At 61.5% G+C, this 19,680-nt stretch carries 17 protein-coding genes; 9 read left to right on the plus strand and 8 right to left on the minus strand.

Annotation, left to right across the window (positions count from 1 at the left end):
- Nucleotides 1-21: 21 nt before the first annotated feature.
- From ABNT42_RS13185 to ABNT42_RS13200, 4 genes are all read right to left on the minus strand, one after another.
- Nucleotides 22-1,356 (minus strand): chemotaxis protein CheW, encoded by a 1,335-nt coding sequence (locus tag ABNT42_RS13185; RefSeq protein ID WP_348697625.1) that lies wholly within the window; start codon nucleotides 1,354-1,356, stop codon nucleotides 22-24.
- Between the two features lies 1 nt (nucleotide 1,357).
- Nucleotides 1,358-3,091, minus strand: coding sequence for a PAS domain-containing methyl-accepting chemotaxis protein (locus ABNT42_RS13190; RefSeq protein ID WP_348697627.1), 1,734 nt, complete (start codon nucleotides 3,089-3,091; stop codon nucleotides 1,358-1,360).
- Nucleotides 3,092-3,199: 108 nt separating this feature from the next.
- On the minus strand, nucleotides 3,200-4,345 hold the full coding sequence (torT, locus tag ABNT42_RS13195) for a TMAO reductase system periplasmic protein TorT (RefSeq protein ID WP_348697629.1): 1,146 nt from the start codon (nucleotides 4,343-4,345) through the stop codon (nucleotides 3,200-3,202).
- 188 nt (nucleotides 4,346-4,533) lie between these two features.
- Nucleotides 4,534-4,854 (minus strand): hypothetical protein, encoded by a 321-nt coding sequence (locus ABNT42_RS13200; RefSeq protein ID WP_348697631.1) that lies wholly within the window; start codon nucleotides 4,852-4,854, stop codon nucleotides 4,534-4,536.
- A 165-nt stretch (nucleotides 4,855-5,019) separates the two neighbouring features.
- On the opposite strand from ABNT42_RS13200, the gene ABNT42_RS13205 reads away from it, so the two are divergent.
- Entirely contained in the window at nucleotides 5,020-5,874 is an 855-nt protein-coding gene (locus ABNT42_RS13205) for a hypothetical protein (RefSeq protein ID WP_348697633.1), read from the plus strand.
- Between the two features lie 64 nt (nucleotides 5,875-5,938).
- Nucleotides 5,939-8,125 carry a penicillin acylase family protein gene (locus tag ABNT42_RS13210; protein WP_348697634.1) on the plus strand — a complete coding sequence of 729 codons (2,187 nt, stop codon included), beginning with the start codon at nucleotides 5,939-5,941 and terminating at the stop codon, nucleotides 8,123-8,125.
- Here the strand turns inward: ABNT42_RS13210 and ABNT42_RS13215 are convergent.
- Nucleotides 8,055-8,495, minus strand: coding sequence for an HNH endonuclease (locus ABNT42_RS13215; protein WP_348697636.1), 441 nt, complete (start codon nucleotides 8,493-8,495; stop codon nucleotides 8,055-8,057). The genes ABNT42_RS13210 and ABNT42_RS13215 overlap by 71 nt on opposite strands.
- 235 nt (nucleotides 8,496-8,730) lie before the next feature.
- Here ABNT42_RS13215 and ABNT42_RS13220 point away from each other — a divergent pair, with 235 nt between their 5' ends.
- From ABNT42_RS13220 to ABNT42_RS13230, 3 genes are read left to right on the plus strand one after another with little or no spacing between them, the layout of a single operon-like run.
- Complete coding sequence (locus ABNT42_RS13220; RefSeq protein WP_348697637.1) at nucleotides 8,731-9,291, plus strand: thymidine kinase; 561 nt, start codon at nucleotides 8,731-8,733, stop codon at nucleotides 9,289-9,291.
- The gene (locus ABNT42_RS13225; protein ID WP_348697639.1) at nucleotides 9,291-9,821 is read left to right on the plus strand and encodes a hypothetical protein; all 531 of its coding nucleotides are present in this window, start codon (nucleotides 9,291-9,293) and stop codon (nucleotides 9,819-9,821) included. Before ABNT42_RS13220 ends, ABNT42_RS13225 begins: the two co-directional genes overlap by 1 nt.
- Nucleotides 9,822-9,878: 57 nt before the next feature.
- The gene (locus tag ABNT42_RS13230; RefSeq protein WP_348697641.1) at nucleotides 9,879-10,781 is read left to right on the plus strand and encodes a TIGR02285 family protein; all 903 of its coding nucleotides are present in this window, start codon (nucleotides 9,879-9,881) and stop codon (nucleotides 10,779-10,781) included.
- 74 nt (nucleotides 10,782-10,855) lie between these two features.
- Here the strand turns inward: ABNT42_RS13230 and ABNT42_RS13235 are convergent, their stop codons facing one another.
- The 3 genes from ABNT42_RS13235 to ABNT42_RS13245 are packed head-to-tail and all read right to left on the minus strand — an operon-like array spanning nucleotide 10,856 to nucleotide 12,339.
- The gene (locus ABNT42_RS13235; RefSeq protein ID WP_348697642.1) at nucleotides 10,856-11,290 is read right to left on the minus strand and encodes a copper chaperone PCu(A)C; all 435 of its coding nucleotides are present in this window, start codon (nucleotides 11,288-11,290) and stop codon (nucleotides 10,856-10,858) included.
- Nucleotides 11,287-11,931, minus strand: coding sequence for an SCO family protein (locus tag ABNT42_RS13240; RefSeq protein ID WP_348697643.1), 645 nt, complete (start codon nucleotides 11,929-11,931; stop codon nucleotides 11,287-11,289). The genes ABNT42_RS13235 and ABNT42_RS13240 overlap by 4 nt, the downstream gene beginning before the upstream one ends.
- A gap of 60 nt (nucleotides 11,932-11,991) precedes the next feature.
- Nucleotides 11,992-12,339: a DUF2946 domain-containing protein gene (locus ABNT42_RS13245; protein ID WP_348697645.1), complete on the minus strand. Its 348-nt coding sequence runs from the start codon at nucleotides 12,337-12,339 to the stop codon at nucleotides 11,992-11,994.
- Between the two features lie 184 nt (nucleotides 12,340-12,523).
- Here ABNT42_RS13245 and ABNT42_RS13250 point away from each other — a divergent pair, with 184 nt between their 5' ends.
- From ABNT42_RS13250 to ABNT42_RS13265, 4 genes are all read left to right on the plus strand, one after another.
- Nucleotides 12,524-14,779: a carboxy terminal-processing peptidase gene (locus ABNT42_RS13250; RefSeq protein ID WP_348697647.1), complete on the plus strand. Its 2,256-nt coding sequence runs from the start codon at nucleotides 12,524-12,526 to the stop codon at nucleotides 14,777-14,779.
- A gap of 353 nt (nucleotides 14,780-15,132) precedes the next feature.
- Complete coding sequence (locus ABNT42_RS13255) at nucleotides 15,133-17,175, plus strand: gluconolaconase (RefSeq protein ID WP_348697649.1); 2,043 nt, start codon at nucleotides 15,133-15,135, stop codon at nucleotides 17,173-17,175.
- A 130-nt stretch (nucleotides 17,176-17,305) separates the two neighbouring features.
- The gene (locus ABNT42_RS13260) at nucleotides 17,306-18,496 is read left to right on the plus strand and encodes an acyl-CoA dehydrogenase family protein (protein WP_348697651.1); all 1,191 of its coding nucleotides are present in this window, start codon (nucleotides 17,306-17,308) and stop codon (nucleotides 18,494-18,496) included.
- A gap of 9 nt (nucleotides 18,497-18,505) precedes the next feature.
- On the plus strand, nucleotides 18,506-19,636 hold the full coding sequence (locus ABNT42_RS13265) for an acyl-CoA dehydrogenase (protein ID WP_348697652.1): 1,131 nt from the start codon (nucleotides 18,506-18,508) through the stop codon (nucleotides 19,634-19,636).
- Nucleotides 19,637-19,680 lie beyond the last annotated feature (44 nt).

A 19,680-nucleotide genomic window follows, 5' to 3' on the forward strand; every position in this document is an offset into this window, starting at 1 on the left:
TAAGCGTCGTGTCGCGGTGAGTTAATGGGTGCTGAAGTAGTCCAGTTGCTGTGGTTCGAACAGCGTGTAGCTGGCGTGGCGCGTGCTGATCACACGGAACGCCCGGCCCGCCACACAGATCGCGCGCGGCTGGCTGGCACTCAGGGCAGGCAGCAGGGTTTCCACGGCATCAACCAGCAGGCCCAGCATCCGGCCGCCGTGGCAGATCACCAGCAGGCGGGTGGGCGCGGCGCCTAGCTGATGTAGCGGCAGGGTCTGGTCACGCCATGTAATGCTACCACTGCTGCCATCGGCAGTCGCGCCGGCGGAGGAAAAATCGGCTGGCAGTACGCACACCTGTTCGACCAGCCGGATGGGAATCGCCAGACGGATGCCGGCGCGGCAGACCAGATAGGCTTCGCGCGAACGCTGCTGTGCACTATCGCCCTCCTGCTGGCGGGTGCTGCGCGACGTATGGGGAATCAGTCGCAGCAGGGCTGCACTATCGAGCAGGCGGATAGGGCGCTCTTGATCGTCGACAATCAGACCGGCATATAGCTGGCCATCGTCGGCACCGCTGAGCTGGTCAAGGCGGAAGCGCCGCAAGGTCAGCGCCGCATCGATCGGCAGGCCCAGATAGCCATGCTGGTCGCCCACCACAGCCAGCATGGCAGCCGTGCTCTGGCTGGAACCCAGCTGTTGCGGCGCCAGCAGATAGACGTGCTGGCCGCGCCATTCAGTTACCCCGCGCAACGGACCGCCCCACAGGAACGGTGTCGTCATGGGCGGGCAGCTGATGACTTCATGGATCAGGGCAGCAGGCAGGGCGTAACGCTGGCCATCGAGCTGGAACACGCCCATAGGCGGTAGCTGGCGTAGTTCCTCGCCATCCTGCAGTGCGGCGCTGTCTGCCTGCAGGCTGGCGGCGGCAATGGCGCTGCCGGCCTGACGCGCCAGTTCTTCACCGTCCAGCAGATGCAGGGTGCTGTCATCGTCCAGCGTGATGCAGCGCAGTAGCGGCATGTCGCTGTGCGGCGATGCAGCAGCTACTATCGATAGCGGCAGTTCGCGCAAGCCACCCAGCTGATCGACCCGCATGGCCAGCTGGATGCCGGCGTGTTCGAGCACCACGTGGTAGCCGCCCTGAGCAGCGCTGGCGGCCTGCGCCTGCGGCAGCCAGTGTGCCAGATCGAGCGCGGCCAGCTGCTGCGGGCCAGACACCAGCCGTCCTGCCAGTTGCGGTGCGGCAGTGTCCAGTGCTGCTGGCTCGACGTAGGCGCGCGCCTGACGCACCAGTGTGGCGGCCACGCCTAGCTGCCAGCCGCCTAGCTGGAGCAGGGCATAGGTAGCGGTATCAGGGGCTGGCGGCTGGGACATATCAGGCCTGATGGGTGGCGGCGGCCAGCAATTCTGTCAGCAGCGCCTGTACGTGGCGGCCGGCATCGACCTGATGGGTCGTGGCTTTGTCGATCTGGCCGATCGAGGCGCTGGTATTGCGTACCGACTGCAATATCTGGTCGAGTGCCATGCTGACCTGATCGCTGATGCGGCCGCCTTCGCTGACGCGCAGTACGTTCTGGTCAATCAGGCGTGAAATGCCGTGTGCCACCTGGGCCGACTTCTCGGCCAGCTTGCGTACTTCATCGGCTACCACGGAGAACCCGAGGCCATGTTCGCCCGCCCGTGCCGCTTCGACTGCCGCATTGAACGCCAGCAGATTGGTCTGGCTGGCGATATCGCTGATGGCGCCCACCATGTCATGAACTTCCTGCGAGGATTTCTGGATTTCATGGATCGAAGCCAGCGATTTTTCCAGCAGGGTGCGGCCCTCACGTGCCTGCTGTTCGGTATGCTGGGCGATGCCGCTTGACTGTTCGGCGCTCATGGCGATGTGATCGATATCGTCGGCCAGCGCATGCATGATCTTGCTGATGGCTTCCACCTTGCCGCTGACGGTTTCCTCCCGCTCCACCTGCTGGGTAATGTCGGTGGCGAACTTCACCACCTTGTAGGGCTTGCCGTTCAGATCGAGGATGGGGTTGTAGCTGGCTTGCAGCCAGATGGTGGCGCCATGGTTGCCGATACGGTGGAAGCGCGCGCTCTTGAACTGGCCCTCGCCCAGATCGGCCCAGAAATGGCGGTATTCGGCCGACTGTACCAGTTCCGGCGGGCAGAACATGCTGTGGTGACGCCCCACGATCTGTTCCAGCGTATAGCCGACACAGCGCAGGAAGTTGGCATTGGCGCTAAGAATGTTTCCAGCCAGATCGAACTCGATCTGCGCCTGCGAACGGTTGATGGCAGCCAGCTGGCCGGCTGCCTCGTTAGTCTGGCGTTTGGCAGCGCTGATATCGGTGGCATATTTGACGATTTTGACGGGATTACCGACCGCATCGAGGATGGGGTTGTAGCTGGCCTGTATCCACACATCGTTACCCTGTTTGTCGACGCGGCGGTATTCGCCCGCGTGGATTTCGCCGGAGATCAGACGACGCCAGATTTCCTGATAATTGCGGCTGCCCGCATCGGTGGCCGTGCAGAACAGGCTGTGGTGCTGACCAACCACTTCGGCCGCACTGTAGCCCATCACACGCAGGAAGTTGTCATTAGCGCGCAGGACTTTGCCGGTCAGATCGAATTCCACCACGGCCAGTGCCCTTTCGATGGCGGCAATCTTGCCGCTCATGTCGAGCTGGATGCGGCGGCTTTCGGTAATGTCGGTCATGATTACCAGCGTGCCCAGCTCACCGAGCGGCAGGAACAGGGCTTTCAGCCAGTGTTCTTCCGCATCGGCGCGGGCATGACGGAATTCGCCTTCGTGGCGTTCGCCGCCGGCCAGCTTGCGCCATACTTCGGGGGCGCTCAAGGCGGCGTGATGGATAGGATCGAACAACGTACTGACATGCTGGTGCAAGGCTTGCTCTTCGCGGATGCCGAACACTTCCAGCGCCACGGTATTGATCAGTTCGATCTGCCCATCGGGATTCAGGCGTAACACGGCACGGCTGGCGGCCAGCGCATCAAACAGGGCATGTTCAGGCGGCGTTGCGGCGGCGTTGCGCGCGGAGGTATAGCGGGTAAGCTGCGTCGTCATGGCGGTTACTTGCTCCATTCAACTTCATGAGGGGAATATTTAATTCCATGGAGAAAGTATATTCGAATTCCACACAAAAAACACTTTAAATGTTTTTAGTGTGGGAAATTTGCGAATTTTGTTAAATTAAATTTTATTTGGTTCGAATTTGAGCTGTAACTTGTAATTGTCCGGCGCAATCGAGCTATCAAATGGATAGCGGGTGAAATTTTGCTGATCGACTATGCCGAGCTGGATCAACAGCGTGTGGGGCAGGCGCGGCTGACGTTTTTCCAGCACATTGACGGCAGCGTTGATGGCCACTCTGGCCTGGCTGACGGCGCGCGTGTCGGCAGCGGCAGCAATCTCGCCACCACGGATGGCTTCGGCAATTTCCCCTGTCAGGTCGTAGGCCACCAGCTTGATGCGGCTGGCCAGACCGGCCGCCTTGAGCGGCGCGATGGCAGCGGGGGCGCAGCCGGTGCAGCCGATGATGTAATCGAGCTTGCTGCCGTAGCGGTTCAGCATCTGGCTGGCCAGTTCGGCCTGCTCGGCAGCGTCGCTATCGCCGTAGCGGATATCGATGATGTTCACTTCCAGATCGGCGACTTGGGCGGCATAGCGGGTGCCATCGACCTCGCCTTTGACCCAGCCTGCACCCAGCGGCCCCGGCAGCAGCCCCAGATTGACAGTTTTCAGGCCCCGTTTGCGCGCATCGTCGAGCACCCAGCGGGTGGCCTGACGGCCCATTTCCCGTAGCGAGGTGGTGATCTTGATCGTCAGGTCATCGCTGCGGCTGTCGTTGGCCAGTTCGAACACGGGAATGCCGGCCGCGCGCGCCTTGGCAATCGAGGCATTATTGGCCGTCATGGCGATGGGCGAGATAACGATGGCGTCATAACGCGCTGCGATCGCCTCGTCCATCAGTTGCAACTGGCCGGCCAGATCGTCGTAACCGGCGGCCGGCAGGATGTCGATGGCCACGCCCAGCCGGCGCGCTTCGCTGATCAGGGCGGAACTGCAGGCCACCCAGTAAGGGTCTTTTATATGGGGGAACAGGAAGGCCAGACGCCACGGCTTGCTGGCACGCGCAGCCATGGGAAACACGGTGCGTTCCACTTTGCCGCTGGCCAGCGCATCATCGGCCGTGCCGTTGGGCTGAACGGGCGCATAGATGGCATCGACGGGGATCGGGGCGTAGCGGGCAGGGGAGCTGGCTGGCGGCGCGGCGCAGGCGGAAACGGCATGGCCTAGCGTCAGGCAGAACAGCGACAATATGCGGAGTCGGGGCATGTTGCGGTCTCGATAAGGCGGAGCAGTAGAGTCTCCTTGCGCCTTATTTTACCTGCAAGTACCAGCGAAATTGTAAACAAAAGTTTCATTGCGGCAGCTTCTCTCATGCAAGTAAAAGCCATCCGGCGTGCCACCGGCGCAGCTTGCGCCCGGGTGGCACCGACTGTCGATTCAGTGACAGTGAAAGATCAGGCAGGCTGCTGGTTGGCTTCTTCCGGCAGTACCGGCAGTTCTTCCAGACCGGTCCACGAGGCCGTGGCGACTTCGGAAACCAGAATCTTGACGCCGCCGCTGTGGACTTCGTCAGCGATACGGAAGATGGCGTCGCGCACTTCATTGATGGCTTCTTTGCCGTGGTAGACGTAGTTGCCCGCTGGCAGTACATAGCCGCGACCGTCTTCGGCCTTGATGCCGCTGCCCACCTGATATTTGCGCAGTTCGTCGGTCAGGCGCTCGATGGTGTCGGCGGCTGGCTGGGCATACGAAACGTGAATGATGTAATTAACCATAGTAGAACCTTAATTGAGGAACGAGCATGATGCGCCAAGGTTTTTACAATTGCAACCCATGCAGCGTGGCGATGGTGTAGCATGCGGGTCGGTCCGCGCGCGTGTCGGCGTGCGGATGGGCGGCCCTGAATGGGCAGCCGTAGTCAGGAAGTCAGGAGTCAGACCATGCAAATCAAGATTAACGAAACCCTGCGCAGCTATATCGAACCGCTGACGCAGGCCGAATATACCGCGCTGGAGCAGAGCATCCTGCAGGAAGGCTGCCGCGATGCGCTGCTACTGTGGCAGGACGTGCTGGTGGACGGGCATAACCGTTACCAGATCTGCCAGCAGCACGGCATCCCGTTCAAGGTCACGGAAAACACCAGTTTCCGTAATCTGGACGATGTCAAACTGTGGATGATCGACAACAATCTGGGGCGACGCAGCATCTCCGACTACCAGCGCGGCGTGCTGGCGCTGCGCAAGAAAGAGATCACGGCGGCCCGTGCCGCCGAGCTGGTGGCGCAGGCAGCGGCTGAAGATGCCGCCATCGCCCCGCCGGAAGGCGAAGCGGCCAAGGTACGGGTGCCGGCCATGCCCTTGACTTCGCGTGAAGATATCGCCCGTGCCGCCCGTCTGAGTAGCGCCACCATCGGCCAGATCGAAAAGATCCAGAAGACGGCCACGCCGGAACTGGTGGAAGCGGTGCGCTCTGGCACTATTTCGATCAATGCGGCGGCCACTGTTGCCTCGTTGCCGGAAGCAGAGCAGCTGGCTGCCGTGGCAGGCGGCAAGAAGGAATTGCAGAAGGCGGCCAAGGAAGTGCGCGAACTGCGCGCGGCCGCACGGCCACCTAAAGAGCCGAAAGAAGGCCGCGAAGCTGGCAGTGCGGGCGGCGAGGGCGGCTATGGCCGGCCGGCCACGGAAGTGGAAGAACTGCGGGCCGAGAATGCCGTGCTGCGCGAGAAAAATGCCGCTTTGCGCGAGGAAATCACGGGTTTGCAGAAACGCCTGTCGGAGCTGCTGGGCGGGAGTTAATGCGGGCGCTGGCGTCGGCGCCAGCGTTTGGCTAATGGCATAAACAGTTTATACAGGAGTCTGCATGCGCGTCGTTGCAAGCTTTGTTTCCCTGCTGTGTGCTGCGGCATGCGCCAACGTTGTGGCCGCAGCGCCGCAGTCGCTACCGGCGGCCGCGCAGCGCGTGACGATCTTGCGCGATACCTGGGGGATTCCTCACGTGTACGGCAAGACTGACGCCGATGCCGTGTTCGGCCTGATGTATGCGCAGGCGGAAGATGATTTCAAGCGCATCGAGCGCAACTACATTAATGCCATGGGGCGACTGGCCGAAGTGGAAGGCGAGGGCGAACTGTATCGCGATCTGCGGATGAAGCTGTTTATCACGCCCGAGCAGCTGAAAGCCGAGTATCGCCGCAGTCCCGCATGGCTGAAACAGCTGATGGTGGCGTTTGCCGATGGCCTGAACTACTATCTGGCTACCCATCCGGAAGTCAAGCCCGCCCTGATTACCCATTTCGAGCCGTGGATGGCGCTCAGTTTCAGCGAGGGCAGCATCGGTGGCGATATCGAAACTGTCGACCTCAAACAGCTGGAAGCGCTGTACCGCGATGGGGCCCGTCTGCCCCAGCCTAAAGAGGCCACGCTGGCAGCGCTATACCGGCCACTAGAGCGCGAACCGGGCGGTTCCAACGGCTTCGCCATTGCGCCCCGGCTCACCCGCAACGGCTATCCGCTGCTGCTGATTAATCCCCATACTTCGTTCTATTTCCGTCCCGAAGTACAGGTCAGTAGCGAGCAAGGGCTGAATGCCTATGGCGCTGTGACCTGGGGCCAGTTCTTTGTGTATCAGGGTTTTAATGACCGGCTGGGCTGGATGCATACGTCGGGCGGCGGCGACGCCATCGACGAATATCTGGAAACTGTGCGCGAGCGAAACGGCAAGTTCTATTACCGTTACGGCCAGCAATGGCGTGCCCTCAAGCCGGTCGATATCCGCCTGCCGTACAAGAGCGCGCAAGGCATGGCCAGCAAGGTGGTGCGGGTGTACTACAGCCATCACGGCCCCATTGTGCGGGCGGTGGATGGCAAATGGGTGGCGGTGCGCATGATGAATCAGCCACGCCAGGCGCTGACCCAGTCGTATATCCGTACCAAGGCGCGCAATTACCGCGAGTTCTACCGTGCCATGGAGTTGCGCAGCAATTCCTCCAACAACACCGTGTATGCCGATGTGGACGGGAATATCGCCTACTTCCATGGCAATTTCATTCCCCGCCGCGATCCCCGCTTTGACTGGAAGCATCCGGTCGATGGCAGCAATCCCGCTACCGAATGGCGTGGCCTGCACAAGGTGAGCGAGACTATCCAGCTGTTCAATCCCCGCACCGGCTGGATCCAGAACACCAATAACTGGCCTTACACGGCGGCCGGTGCGGCCAGCCCCAAGGCTAGCGATTATCCGGCCTATATGTCGCTGCAGGGCGAGAATGCGCGCGGTATCCATGCCCTGCGGGTGCTGCAGGATCAGCGCGATTTCACCCTCGATAGCCTGATTGCGGCGGCTTATGACACGCTGTTGCCCGCTTTCGAGCCGCTGCTGCCGCAACTCTTCGCCGCTTACGATGCGCTGCCGGAGGAGGCCGCGCAGAAGGCTGCGCTGGCGCCCCAGATCGCTGCGCTGCGGGGCTGGAATCTGCGCTATGCGCTCGATTCCGTGCCTACTTCGCTAGCGATATTCTGGGCTCAGGAACTGAGCAACAGTTACAGTGCCGCTGCACGCAAGCTGGAAATGCCGCTGCTGGACTACTTCGAGCAGATGCTGACGCCGGTCCAGCGACTGGCAGCGCTGGAGCAGGCCAGCGCCAAGCTGAGTGCCGATTTCGGCCAGTGGCAGACGCCGTGGGGCGAGATTAACCGCTTCCAGCGCCTGTCCGACGATCTGGTGCAGCAGTTCGATGACAACCAGCCCAGCCTGCCCGTGCCGTTTGCTTCCGCAAACTGGGGTTCGCTGGCGGCCTACGGCATGACTAGCAAGAGCAAGACGCGGCGTATCTATGGCGAACGTGGCAACAGCTTTGTGGCGGTGGTGGAGTTCGGGCCGCAGATCCGTGCCCGTAGTGTGCTGGCCGGTGGCCAGAGTGGTAATCCGGCCTCACCGCATTTCAACGATCAGGCCGGCATGTATGCACGGGGCGAGTTTAAAGAGATATGGATATCTCGAAAGGACGTCGAAGCGCATCTCGAGCGGCGCTATCATCCGGGCGAGTGATCTCTTCCGGCACGGTTTCGGCGACGGGCGCTTTGATCCAGACCAGATTGCTCACTTTGTTGTTGCGCGGATTGCCATCGCGGTGGCGTACGTGGCTGTGGCCGGCCGGGTTGGGCAGGTGGGCTTCAGCCACCAGATGATGGACGAGGAATTCGCCCGTGCGCTTGCCGTTGCGTAGCTTTACCTGCAGGCCGTGCGGCGTGACTTTGGGCCGTACCGCATGGATTTTGCGGCGGCCCGCCGCCAGTACGCGGCCATCTTTGGAGACTTTGTAGAAATCGCTGCCTTGCACGGGCTTGGCCGCAGCCACGCCGATCGAATAAACCGTTGCAATGGCCAGAACGCCGATCAGAATAATTAACAGTTCCATGGTGTGAGAGCCAGAGTAAGAGTCCAGTAAAAATAGTTTCATCAATCAGACGGAAATTCCACGCGGAATTCCCGATGGCGAGATGTTAACACTGGCCTAGCCTGCTGCGTAGGCTGAATAAGCGCCCTAAGTCCCCCTATATTTGCGCTTGACGGCGGGGCGCAGTTTATAATCGCAGCAGACCGATAGCGCCCGTATAAGCCAGGCGCACTAACCAGAACAACAGAAGGCTGCAGTGGCAAAACTCTATTTCCGCTACTCTGCGATGAACGCAGGTAAATCCACCGCCATGCTCCAGGTGGCACACAATTACGAAGAGCAGGGCCAGAGCGTACGCCTGTTCACGGCCGCGATCGACAACCGTTATGGTGTGGGCTATGTCACGTCGCGGCTGGGGCCCCAGCGCGAGACGGAAGTGTTCGACGCCGAGACCAATTTCCTCGAGCGCATAGAACAGAAGATTGCCTGTCTGCTTATCGACGAAGCCCAGTTTCTGACCACGGCGCAGGTGCAGCAGTTGCACCAGCTGGCCCAGGTACGGGGCGTTCCCGTGATTACCTATGGACTGCGCACGGATTTCCGCGGCGAGCCTTTCCCCGGTTCGGCCTATCTGCTGGCGCTGGCCGACGATATCGAAGAACTCAAGAACATCTGCACCTGCGGCAAGAAAGCCACCATGAATATCCGTGTGGACGAGCAGGGCAAGCGTATCAAGGATGGCGAGCAGATCAGCATCGGCGGCAATGAAAGCTACCGGCAGGCCTGCGGCCGCTGCTTCTATTCCGAACTGGGCTGATGCCTGAGCCCGCGCTACTCGCCTCTGCCGCGCTGGTACTAGGCTGGCTGGTGCTGATGCGGGCGCTGCGCCACAGTATGTATCTGCTGGCGCTGCTCAGTTTTGCCGCCACCCTGATGCACGAAGCCTGCCACTGGCTGGCGGGCTGGTTATTGCATGCGCGCCCGGTTGCGGTGGCACTGTGGCCGCGCCGGCAGGGGCAGCACTGGGTACTGGGTTCGGTCAGTTTCCGCAATCTGCATCTGGGGAATGCGGCGTGGGTGGCACTGGCGCCACTGGCGCTGTTTCCGCTAGGCTGGCTAATGGCGCAACACTGGCTATTCCCGGCCTACGCTGCCGGGCAGTATGGTCGCTGGATACTGGCGGCTTATCTGGTGGCCTGCTGTGCCTATGGCGGTCTGCCTTCGCTGACCGACCTGCGGCTCGCTGCCGGCTCGGCCTTGCTGTATGCCGCGTTCGGATTAGCTCTGTGGTGGCTGCTGAATTACGCCGGACTGCTGCCGGGCGTTGCTTTTCCGCTTATTTCGTGAGCTCTATCGCCACTTTTTTGTGCAGATGATCAGCATTTATCCGTTATCATTGCTTGCATGGAAATACCGTCACTCCCTCCCAAGCGTGTATGGCTGGCAGCCGGCTGGCTAGTGTGCACGCCAGTGCTGGCCGAGCAGCCGGAACAGCTGCCCGTGACCTGGCTGAGTTCCTATTTTGCACCGGTGAATGTGCCCGTCGAAGGCAAGGCCGGTGACGGCATCGCTGACAAGATAACCGAGTATGTGGTGGCTAACTGGCCGCAGGCGCAGCACCGGTTTGTGCGGGCCAATCCCACCCGCATCTGGCACATGCTGGCGCAGGGCGAACCGATGTGCGACACGGCGGCGCTGCGCACGCCCGAGCGGGAGAAGGTGGCGTATTTCCGCGATGTGTTCTATTCGCCGCCACCGCAACTGATCATCCGTCCCGAGGCGCTCGAGCAGGTGCGCCTGAACGAGCAGGGGCAGGTCGATCCTGCTGAACTGATGGGCAACCCCGATCTGCGCGGTGTACTCGTCAAGCGCCGTGCCTATGGGCCGGCGGTCGATCAGGTGCTGAAACAGGTGGGTGCGCGGCTCAATGTGGAACAGCTGGCAACGCCGAACTACGGCTCCGGCACGCTGAAAATGGTGCTGCTGGGGCGGGCCGATTATCTGATCGAATACGACGTCACGCTGGCCTATGCCATCACGCAGGATCCCGCGCTGGCGAAACTGAAAGTGTTGCCTTTGAGAGGAGCGGAGAACTTCGTCGTGACGGGCTTCGCCTGTCCCCGTACCCCTTGGGGGCTGGCTACCATCAAGCGCATCGATGCGATTCTGTCGACGCCGGAAGCGGCAGCGCTGATTACGAGTACCGAACTGGGCGCGCTGACGCCGGCCACGGTGGCGCGCTATGGCCCGCTGATTCGTGATTATGTGCGGCGCGCCAGCAGCGTCGATGCCGAACGCATACGCTAGGGCAGTGCGCCACCGTGCGCCCTGCTGGACGCAGGCCGCACGGTGGTACAGTTGCACAGTCGCAGTGCAGCAGATTAGTGCTGGTGGCCGCCCGCCAGTGGACGTACCACAGCCTCCACCGTAACCTTGCTGCGCACGTGTTTGGCGTCCTCGATTTCCAGCGTGAGGGGCACCTTGTCGCCATCGGCCAGCGGACGCTGCAATTGCATCAGCATCAGGTGGTAGCCGCCCGGCATCAGCTTGACGGGCTTGCCGGCAGGCAGCGCCAGACTGTCCAGCTGGCGCATGCGCATCACATCGTTGGACATACTCATTTCATGCACTTCGACCATGCCGGCGACGGGTGAACTGGCCGCCACCAGACGGCTATCCTGCGCCGCGTTAAGCGTCATGAAGGCGCCGGTGGCCTTTTGCTGGGCGACGGTGCCGCGCACCCAGGCTTCGCTGACGGTGACCTGCGCCATGGCAGGCAGGGCGGCAAGCAGGAATAGATTAAGCAGACGTTTCATTGGAACAGTCCTTTCAGAAAATTGCTGGTAGATTTAGGTGGCGTTTGCAGCAGCGTGCGCAGGTCGGCCGCGCACTGTTCGGCCGTCTGTTCGTGACGCAGGGCCAGACGGATGGCGCCCTTGTCATCGAATACATAGGTGATGGCCGTGTGGTCCATGGTGTAGGAGCTGCCGCTGGGCACTTTGCTGTAATAGATCTTGAAGTCGCCGGCCGTGCGTGCCGTCTGGGCCTTGTCACCCCGTACGGCAATAAAGCCGGGATCGAAAGCGCGCATATAGGCATCCAGTAGCGGCGCCGTATCGCGTTCCGGATCGACGGTGGCAAACAGCACCTGTAGGCGCTGGCCATCGGCACCCAGCAGACGCTTGATCTCGACGGCACGCGCTAGCGCAGTCGGGCAGACGTCGGGGCACTGGGTAAAGCCGAAGAACAGCAGCACCAGTTTGCCGTGAAAATCCCGGATGGAAGCCGGCTTACCATTGGTGTACGACAGGTGCAGGTCCGGCCCCAGACTGCTGCCGGTGAGGTCGATGCCGTTCAGTTTAGGCGCGGCGGCAAGCGCTGGCGCAGGTGTCGCCAGCAGTGCCATGGAAGCTACGCCGGCCATGGCCAGCGCAGTGATAAGAGTACGGCGTTGCATAAGTATCCTGTAAAACGTAAGGAGTGCGGCTGCGCAGGGCAGCCTCCGGTGGGACGGATTTCAGGATAGGGCAGGTGGGGCGCGCGGCTGGGCCGGATACCAGTGCAGCGTGGCGGGCGCAGCGGAAGTCGCCCGGACGGGCTGGCACGCGCCAGCAGCTGGAAACGCTTGCAATGCCAGAGGACTGGCAGGCGGAGCCGGGGTGTCGCTGCTGCTGGCACAGAACAGGCAATGCTTCAGGCTGTGGCTGGCGGCAGGGGCCTGCGCAGGAGTAGATCCGCTGCGGCAGACTTCGGCTGCCCATGGTGTGGCAGCCGTATTCAGCGCGGCGCTGGCCCATGCCGGCGCGAGCAATTGCAGCACGATCGCCAGACAGACGATCAGGCCAGTTGCTTGCCGACGCTTCAATAATGCACCCATACAGTGATTATAGGACAGTTCGGTATTTCCTTTCAGCTAGCTTTAAGCTGCTGCGGAGACACTGCAAACTAGCACAGCCTAGCTGCCACCTATCCTGTAGAATGAGATGACAGTTATTAGCACTGTGCATAACCGATTAATGAGATTGCAAATTTAGTTCCGGAGTAAGCCGATGAAGAAGCAAATGCTGTTGGTCGCCATGCTGGCGGCGTTGTCCGTGCAAGTAGGTGCTGCCGTGCCGGAGAAAGCCGCTGCCGATACCGTGATCAAACCGCAGCCGGGCCAGACTCAGGCAGCGCTATGGGCCTCGCGCGTACTGGGCAAGCTGCACTACAAGCCCATGCCGCTGGACGACGCCATGTCGGAAAAGATCTTCGACCGTTACTTCAAATCGCTCGATTCGGAAAAGCTGTTCTTCACTCAGGCCGATATCGACCAGTACACCATCGTCCGCACCCGCCTCGATGACGCCATACTGGGCGAGAACCTGAGCGTACCCTTTGCCATCTACAACCTCTACCAGCAGCGTTTCGCCGAGCGCATCGGCTATGCGCGCGAACTGCTGAAGACAAAATTCGACTTCTCCAACGACGAAAGCTATCAGTACGACCGCGAAAAGGCCGAATGGACCAAGAGTGATGCCGAGCTCAAGGATCTGTGGCGCAAGCGCGTCAAGAACGATTGGCTGCGCCTGAAGCTGGCCGGCAAGGAAGACAAGGCCATCCGCGAAACGCTGGACAAGCGCTACGAGAACTATATCAGCCGTTCGCGCAAGCTGACCAATGAGGACGTGTTCCAGATCTTCATGAATGCTTACGCCATGTCGATCGAGCCGCACACCAACTATCTGGGCCCGCGCGCGTCCGAAAACTTCGATATTGCCATGCGGCTGTCGCTGGAAGGCATAGGCTGTGTGCTGCAGACCCGTGACGAGTACACGGTGGTGCGCGAAGTAGTGCCCGGCAGTCCCGCTGGTCTGTCCGGCAAGATCAAGGTAGGCGACCGTATTTTCGGCGTGGCCAAGGATGACAAGAGCCCCATGACGGAAGTGCTGGGCTGGCGCATCGACGATGTGGTAGCCCTGATCCGCGGGCCGAAAGACTCTACCGTGCGGCTCGACATTCTGCCCGCCGATGCGGGCGTGGATGGCAAGCACACCACGGTGACGCTGGTGCGCAAGAAAATCAGCATGGAAGAACAGTCGGCCAAGAAATCCATCTATGAAGTGAAAGATGGTGGCGTCAAGCGCCGCGTGGGCGTGATTTCGCTGCCCACCTTCTATCTGGACTTCGAAGCACGTCGCCGCAATGATCCTGACTACAAGAGCGCCACGCGCGACGTCGCCCGTCTGCTGGTTGAACTGAAAAAGGAAAAAGTCGACAACGTGCTGATCGACCTGCGCAACAACGGTGGCGGCTCGCTGAGCGAAGCGGTTGAACTGACCGGCCTGTTCATCGATAAGGGACCGGTGGTGCAGCAGCGTAGTGCCGATAACAAGGTGGAAATCGAAAGCGATACCAATGCCGGCATGGCATGGGATGGCCCGATGGGTGTGCTGATCAACCGTGGTTCTGCGTCGGCCTCGGAGATTTTCGCAGCAGCGATACAGGATTACGGTCGCGGCATCATCATCGGCGAGCCTAGCTTCGGCAAAGGCACGGTGCAGACCATCTTCCCGCTGGACCGCTTTGCGCCCAATGATAAAGTGCACTACGGCGAGCTGAAGCTGACGGTGGCGCAGTTCTTCCGCATCAATGGCGGGACTACCCAGCTGCGCGGCGTAACGCCGGATATCAAATTGCCTACCATGGGCGATTCCGATACCTTTGGTGAGTCGAGCTACGACAATGCACTGCCGTGGGTGGCCATCAAGCCGGCCGTCTACATTCCTGTAGGCGACCTGAAGGAAATGCTGCCCGTGCTCGACAAGAAGCACGAAGCGCGCGTCGCCAAGGACAAGGACTTTCAGTATCTGTCGGAAGATATTGCACTGGTCAAGAAGCAGCGCAAGGACAATCTTATTTCGCTGAACGAGACCGTGCGCCGCAAGGAGCGCGAGACGCAGGATGCCCGTGCCAAGCTGCGCGAAGCCCGTCTGCTGTCGCCTGTGCCCGGTGCCGATGATCCTATCCTGATTCCGGACGCCAAGGAGCTGGCCAAGCAGGCGGCTGCCGCCAAGGCCGGTAACGGCAAACCGGGCACGCCGAAAGTGGCGGCTGTGAAAGGTGCGCTGCGTACTGACGATGGTCTGCAAGGCGACGAACGTTCGCTGACGGCCGAACTGGATGCGGAAAAAGCCGCCAAGGCTGCCAAAGACGTGCTGCTGAACGAAGCGCTGCATATTCTGGCCGACGAAGTCAGTCTGCTGAAGACGGATACCCGCTTGGCGTCACGCGTGCTGCCGTATGCAGCGGACAGCACCAAATAAGCAAAAACTTAACTTGATGCCAAGAAATACGCCGCGCAACTACGCGGCAGATCAGCAGATATTCACCAAATATATTTCAGGCATTCTGAATAAAAATTGGAAATATATTCTGCTGTAGAGCATCATTCACCTGTCTCCTCTATTCTCCTCCAAGGAAATAGATTCAGCCCGCTCCCGTAGCGGGCTTTTTTTTTGTCTTTTCCACCCGTGGACTTCTATCCCTACTGTATCGAGAACCAGCGCATGCTCTAGAATGCTGCTTTAAAGTTTGCTTCGGGCGGTGTCTGTTGGCTATTTCACGTTCAAACTGGCTCGCCGGAGCCGCAATCGTGCTGGTGCTAGGCGGGGCTGGCATGTACTGGCTGAGGTCGGGTAGCACGTCAGACGGCGCCGGCGTTGCTGTGCGTGGCAAAATCCGCGCTACTGAACCACACTGGCGTGCCCGTGTTGTCGTGCATGCGGGCTTGACTCCGGCCCAGTCGCTGGACGATCCGTTCGGACTGGTGCGTGATAACGCAGGCAATCTGTATCTGGCCGAAGGCGGCGAAGCAAACCGCGTGGTGCGCATTGGCGGTGATGGCAGCGTGACGCTGCTGGCCGGTGGCAAGGAAGGTTTTAGCGATGGTACGGGTGCTGCAGCAGCACTGCATACGCCGTCGGGGCTGGCCATCGACGTGGCCGGCAATCTGTATGTGGCCGATACGGGCAATAACGCGATCCGCAAGATCAGCCCGCTAGGCGTCGTCAGCACACTGGCGGGCGATGGCGTGGCTGGCGATCAGGACGGGCAGGGCGCCGCTGCGCGCTTCAATGGCCCTGTCGGGGTGGCGGTAGACCGCGCCGGCGTGGTGTACGTGAGCGATACCTATAACGACCGCATTCGTAAGATCACACCGGACGGTATGGTTAGCACGCTGGCTGGCGGCAAACGCAACGGCATGGTTGATGGTGCCGCAGCCGCGGCCCGTTTCGACCTGCCCACTGGTCTGCTGGTGGCGCCCGATGGCACGCTGCTGATCGCCGATACAGGCAATGATGCGATCCGCCGGCTGGGGACGGACGGCATGGTCAGTACCATCGCTGCCGCGCCGGAAGACGACCGCGTGTCGCTGCTGCGCGCTCCCGTGGCGCTGGCCCGCAGCCATGACGGCTATCTGTATCTGGCTAGCCAGAGCCATGGCCGCATCGCCCAGATCACGCCGCAGGGCGAAGTGCTGGCGCTGGAAGACGCCGATCATCCGGCCCAGCCCGGCTATGGCGCAGACGGCGGCGTACGCCTGCATGTGCCGCGCGGCATGGCGCTGGCGGCCGACGGCAGCCTGTATGTGAGCGATAGCGCCACCCGCCGTATCTACCATGTGGCAGCAGCCGACAGCGTAGCCGCCAGTATCGAAGCGCCGGTAGCGCTGCCGGTTGCCGGCGCGCGTACGCTGTGGCCCGTGGCGCCGCAGGATCAGGTGCATGAAGTGGTGGGGCTGATGGGCGAAGTGCGTGGCAGTTTCAAAGGCGAACGCCGGCACCACTTCCATTCCGGGCTCGACGTGCAGGCCGCCATCGGCACGCCCGTGCTGGCGGTGGTGGCGGCCAAAGTGAGCAACCCTGCGGCCAGCTGGTCCTACGGCGATCTGTCGGAGGGTCTGGCGCTGGGCGAGTTCAATTACATCCACATGCGCGTGGGGCGCGATGCCAAAGACAAGGTGCGCGATAGCCGCTTCCAGCTCCAGCGCGACGAGCAGGGCAAGCCGGTAGCCATACGGGTACGGCGCGGCACCCGTTTCGCCGTGGGCGATACACTGGGTAGCGTCAACCGTATGGCCCACGTGCATCTGGATTACCGTCCGGCCGGCGAGGCCGTCAATCCGCTCACGCTGCCGTTTACTGGTCTGCGCGATACCATCGCGCCGCAGATCCAGCGCATCGTGCTGGCCGATAGTCAGGGTGTGCCGCTGACGACCAAACAGCAGGGCAGGCTGCTGCTGCCGCGCAGTCTGGGCGGGGTGCAGGTCATCGTCGATGCCTATGACCAGATGGATGGCAATCAGGCACGCCGGCGGCTGGGGCTGTATCAGCTCGCTTATCAACTGCTCGATGGCAACGGCCAGCCGCTGGCCGGCCAGGCCGAGTTGCCCGCAGCCCAGACCTATGACCGTCTGCTGCGCAACCGTGAAGCTGTGCAGTATGCCTATGCGCCCAGCAGCGGCATTACCGTGCATGGCGCCGCAGAAACGCGTTTCTCGTATACTTTGCACAATACGCTGGCGCAGGGACGGATCACGCCCGGCCTGTGGCAGATCGGCAGCCTCCCGCCCGGCCAGTACATTTTGCGCGTCAGCGCGAGTGATTATGCGGGCAATCGCGCCACGGGCGTGCGTGATCTGGCGCTGCAGATCGAATAGGCGGCCAGTGCCATTGGCTCGCGGGGCCATGCGCCGCGCAGCGAAATTGCCACGGACGTCAACAGATTTTCAGGTAGAATAATCTGAACGATCGTGCTTTTTGGCGCGGCAAAAAAATAATGGAGACAGCATGGACCTCGACTACACGGCGACGGATCTGGCCTTCCGCGACACGGTACGCGCCTTCCTTGAAGCCAATCTTCCCACCGATCTGCAGCAGAAAGTGCGCATGCACCGGCGTCTCGAGCGCGAGGACTACGTGCGCTGGCACCGCATCTGCGCCAAACAGGGCTGGGCGGCGCCGGCCTGGCCGGTCGAATTCGGCGGCCCCGGCTGGAGCGCCACCGAGCGCCACATCTGGGAAGAAGAGTGCGCCCGTGCCGGCACGCCACCCATTCTGCCTTTCGGCATCAACATGGTGGCGCCGGTTATCATGGCCTTCGGCAACGCGGCGCAGAAAGCCTATTATCTGCCGCGCATTCTCAATTGCGACGACTGGTGGTGTCAGGGCTATTCCGAGCCCGGTTCCGGTTCCGATCTGGCCTCGCTGAAAACTACCGCCGAGCGGGTGGGCGAGTACTACATCGTCAATGGCCAGAAGACCTGGACCACGCTGGGCCAGCATGCCGATATGATCTTCTGTCTGGTGCGCACCGATGGCACGGTGCGCAAGCAGGAAGGCATTTCCTTCCTGCTCATCGACATGAAGACGCCCGGCATCACGGTGCGTCCCATCATCATGCTCGATGAAGAACATGAAGTGAACGAAGTGTTCTTCGATAACGTGAAAGTGCCGGTCGAGAATCTGATCGGGCAGGAAAACAAGGGCTGGACTTACGCCAAATATCTGCTCGGGCATGAGCGTACCGGCATTGCCGCTGTAGGGCGCTCCAAGCGCGAACTGCTGTTCCTGAAAAAGATCGCCACCGAACAGCGCAAGGGGGGCCGCCCGCTGCTGCAGGACCCCGTGTTCGGTGCCAAGGTGGCCAGTCTGGAAATCGAACTGATGGCGCTGGAAACTACGGTGCTGCGGGTGATCACCAAGGCCGACCACCGGCCCGGCCCGGAAGCTTCGCTGCTCAAGATCCGCGGTTCCGAAATCCAGCAGCAGCTGACCGAACTGATGCTCGAAGCGCTGGGGCCGAACGGACTGCCGTTCGATACCGACTACCTCGAAGGCAAGGTCGAGCATGCGCTGACGGGCGACGACGGGGCCGCGCCACTGGCGGGTTACTACTTCAATTTCCGCAAGACCTCGATTTACGGCGGTTCGAACGAAATTCAGAAAAACATCATCACCCAGATGATACTGGGACTGTAAGGGGCAGCCATGGACTTTCAATTGCGCGAAGAACAGCAACAATTTGCCGATGCCCTGCGCCGCTGGGTGGACAAGGATTACAGCCACGAGGCGCGACGCCAGATCATCCACAGTGCCAGTGGCGTTAGCGACAGCGCCTGGCAGACGCTGGTGGAACTGGGTATGACGGCTTTGCCTGTGCCGGAAGCGCAGGGCGGTTTTAACGGCGGCGCCGTTGACCTGTGGGTGGTGATGCAGGAGCTGGGACGCGGTCTGGTGGTGGAACCGTATTTTGCCACGGTGTGGGGTACCGAATTTCTAAAACGGGCCGGCAATCAGGCCGCGCTGCTGGAGCAGGTAGCCAGTGGCGCGCTGAAACTGGCCTGTGCGCTGGGCGAGCAGCAGAGCCGCCACGATCTCTACGATATCCGCACCAGCGCCGTACGCGAGGGCGATGGCTATTGTCTGAACGGCGCCAAGAGCGTGGTGATTCACGGTGCCCAGGCCGGTGCGCTGATCGTTTCGGCCCGCGCTGCCGACGCGCCGGACGGGCTCAGCCTGTTTGTGGTGCCGGCCGATGCGGCCGGTCTGCAGCGGCGCGACTACCGCACCATCGATGGTCAGCGGGCGGCCACGGTGGAACTGCGCGATGTGCGCCTGCCCGCTACGGCTATGCTAGCGCAGGGCAGCGCCGGCGCCGATCTGCTCGATGCGGCGGCCGACTATGGCGTGACGCTGCTGTGCGCGGAAGCCGTCGGTTGTATGGATGCGCTGTTCGCTGCTACGCTTGACTATCTGAAGACCCGCAAGCAGTTCGGCACGGCCATCGGCAGCTTCCAGGCGCTGCAGCACCGCATGGCCGATATGTACATCCATCTGGAACAGGCCCGCTCGATGGCTATGCTGGCTGCCGCGCGGCAGGATGGCGCCGATGTGGCCGAGCGCCGGCGTGCCGTGTCGGCCGCCAAAGTGCGCATCGGGCAGGCCGCCAAATTCGTCGGACAGCAAGCCGTGCAGTTGCATGGCGGTATGGGCGTGACGGATGAATTGCCGGCCGCCCATCTGTTCAAGCGCCTGACCATGATCGACCTGACGCTGGGCGATGTGGACCACCATCTGCAGCGCTTTGCGGCCCAGCCGGCTTTCGCCGAGTACGCCTGAATCTAGCGCGCGGAGCGCCGATGGCCGGCGTGGACGGGTGGGGC

The organism is Duganella fentianensis (assembly GCF_964031615.1).
In the GTDB taxonomy this organism is placed as follows: Bacteria; Pseudomonadota; Gammaproteobacteria; order Burkholderiales; family Burkholderiaceae_D; genus Rugamonas; species Rugamonas fentianensis_A.